This window comes from Nocardia sp. NPDC004722, from assembly GCF_053601505.1.
Map to the genome: position 1 here is coordinate 1 of NZ_JBSGBY010000876.1, position 2,612 is coordinate 2,612.

3 protein-coding genes are annotated in these 2,612 nt (G+C 61.9%); 1 reads left to right on the forward strand and 2 read right to left on the reverse strand.

Going from position 1 to position 2,612, the window contains the following annotated elements; all coding sequences use genetic code 11:
• Both ACWELQ_RS43350 and ACWELQ_RS43355 read right to left on the reverse strand, forming a co-directional pair.
• Positions 1 to 1,574 (reverse strand): TPR repeat region-containing protein (locus tag ACWELQ_RS43350; protein ID WP_452402791.1); only part of this gene is annotated, 1,574 nt, incomplete at its 3' end.
• Between the two features lies 1 nt (position 1,575).
• Positions 1,576 to 1,893 (reverse strand): hypothetical protein, encoded by a 318-nt coding sequence (locus ACWELQ_RS43355; RefSeq protein WP_452402792.1) that lies wholly within the window; start codon positions 1,891 to 1,893, stop codon positions 1,576 to 1,578.
• A 256-nt stretch (positions 1,894 to 2,149) separates the two neighbouring features.
• Here ACWELQ_RS43355 and ACWELQ_RS43360 point away from each other — a divergent pair, with 256 nt between their 5' ends.
• The gene (locus ACWELQ_RS43360) at positions 2,150 to 2,599 is read left to right on the forward strand and encodes a hypothetical protein (protein WP_452402793.1); all 450 of its coding nucleotides are present in this window, start codon (positions 2,150 to 2,152) and stop codon (positions 2,597 to 2,599) included.
• The last annotated feature ends 13 nt before the right edge of the window (positions 2,600 to 2,612 follow it).

A 2,612-nucleotide genomic window follows, 5' to 3' on the forward strand; every position in this document is an offset into this window, starting at 1 on the left:
TCGTTGTAGAACGATGTTCCTTGAATGTCCACTTTCCCATGATCTGGCGCAAAAACCTCCGGCAGGCTGGTAAGCATCTTGCGCGACAGATCGCCGACGCTCCCTTCGTCGTGGCTATTGCTCGCAGCCCAGTCGAATAATCCGGAAGCAGTTCGACCACGATCGTCCCACGTATGCCCGAAAACATCTCGAGCGAATTCCTTGGGATCATAATTCCCCTTGGCCGGATGAAATTCGTCGCCTCCGGAACCGAAGGAAAGATCGTTGGGGATCCGCGCTCCGGTATTCGAGTCCCTACCGGTCAACAGTTGGTAATCGGCTTCATGGTTACGTTCACCGACACCGAGGAACCTGTTCGCCGCGGCCTCGATCTTCCCTTTGTCATCAGGACCGAAATCAGGGGGCAAGTGACCGCCGTACAGGGGCTTCTCACTCTCGTTCAGATACCGAGCAAGACTCGCACCCTGACGTGCTACCTCCATGCTGAAGGTCTTCCCGCCGACGGTGCCAGGACTCGCCTTCGACACCAGATTCGCCAGCTGTTCTCGCTGGTGAATGTCCTTGACGATCCCATCCGGTCCCGCGATCTGACCGCCGGTTTTGTCGAAGACCCGACCTGAGATCAATTGCCGGATGTCCGTCGGAAGATTCGTGTAGGAGCCCGGTGAGATGAGCTTTCCGTCCGGTCCGGTGCCGGTACCGAGGTGCTCGTTGGTGACCGCCAACATGCCATCGGCCAGGCCTTGCTGCTGCGAGGCGGCCATCGTGTCTACGGGATGCCCAGGCCCCGCTGTAGCGCGCGCGTCCAGGCGGTCACTCAAGCCGAGCACTCCATCCCTGCCCGCGTTGGCGAAGAATTCCTTGTAATAGTCCTGTACCTCAGCCGGCAGCGACGGGACGTCCCTTCCTTCGATCAGCGCTTGCTTCTGGTCCGGCGTCAGCACTGCGACCGGCAGACGAGACCCGATCTCGTCGAGTTTGGCAGTGTCGCCGTTCTTGACAGCATCGGCAACCGCCCTGCCATCCTCCGCGCCCAGGCGCCCGCCCTGTGCCGCCGCGTCACCGACATCGAGGTCCGAGCCGAACAAATCCCCGGCGCCGCGGACAAGTTCCGCAGCCTCGCTGATCTTCGTTCGCGCCTTCTCGACCGCGTCGTTGAACGGATGCAGGGCGCCGTCGATCGCATCCTGCTTGGCCTTGATGTTTTCGGCGGAAACCCCGTCCTTCTCGCAGACAACCCAGTTGTCCGCCACCGTCAGCCCACTACCGCGGGCATCTGCCACCTTCCCCAACACCACGGTGCGATTTGAGTCGATATCTGAAGCGGCACTGAGGATTTCGGTGATCAAGTCGTCGATGTAGGCCCAAACCCTGCGCGCCTGAGTGTGATCGGCATCGACACGATCGTAGGCGGCGTTGTAGGCAGCTCCCTGCCAGGACGAGCCCAGATTGGCGAAGAAGTTGCGGGGCTTGTCGATATTGACCTGGAATGTCTCATTGTTCGCGGACGCGAGGGCGGTTGCGAAGTCGGTCAGCGCGGACAGCCGCCATTTCTCCACATCGGGTAGCAGCATGTCATCGACTCCCAGCGCGGTGAACGTCGAACTTGCGCATCTCGTCCGCGAAGTGGGCATCGGTCTCATGGATGGTGGTGGCACACCGCCCGACGGCCATGGATACCTGGTCGAGCTTTCCAGCGACGCGCTGATACGCACCATCGACGAACTGGCCGGCCTGAGCGCACACCGCATCAAGGCCACTCCCCGGCAACGCCGCACCGATGCCCGCGGCAGCCGCAGCAGCCTTGATGTTCAAGATGTTCGTCGCCGCTCCGGAAAGCGTGTTCGCAACGTTGTGGAGCTCGTCGATATCCGCTTGCAGCAACTCCGCCACAGGTCCTCCCCAGCTGACCAACCGGTTATTCGAGTTGGACATTACCAACCGCTTCGTCCACAGCCCTTCACCAGGCAGCAAACCCATGGCGATCCAAGGACCGGCGCCTCCGGCCCGGGGATGGAAGGTCGGCTCAACGCCTGAGATGAATTCCCATGCGGAAATCTGGCGCTCGGCAACGAAGTATCAAGTACTGGGGCCTGAAGGCTCCGACAAACGCAGTCCGCCAGCCGTCCACCCTCCGGAGGAGTCCCACGTGTCAGGCTCGGCACAGCGCCGGTTCGAGGAGATCGCACAGAAGGCGCGCCGTGCGCAAGAAGCCATCGACCGGATCCGCGGCACGATCAAGATCGCAGGGGTTCGGATCGAAGTCGCGGCCGACGGCCGTATCACCGGGCTGGAGCTCGCGGATCAGGCACTCGCGAAGACGATCGTCTTCGCGCACTCGCAGGCACTCGATCAGGCCAAGGAGCAGGTTGCCGATCATCGGCGACCACTCACCGATGATCCTGCCGTCTCGTCGATACTCCGTTTCCTCATTGCGGAGGAAGCAGCACCCACACCCACACAACAAGACACCACAGTGTCAACCGCCGTCGGCGGGCCCGTTCCACCGAAAACCCCCGCGCCAGAACCGTGGGACGACCCCGACTACCAGAATCCCTTCGCCTTGCCACGCCACATCCGGCGCCGGTACGGAATCTGAACCAGCCGTCGAC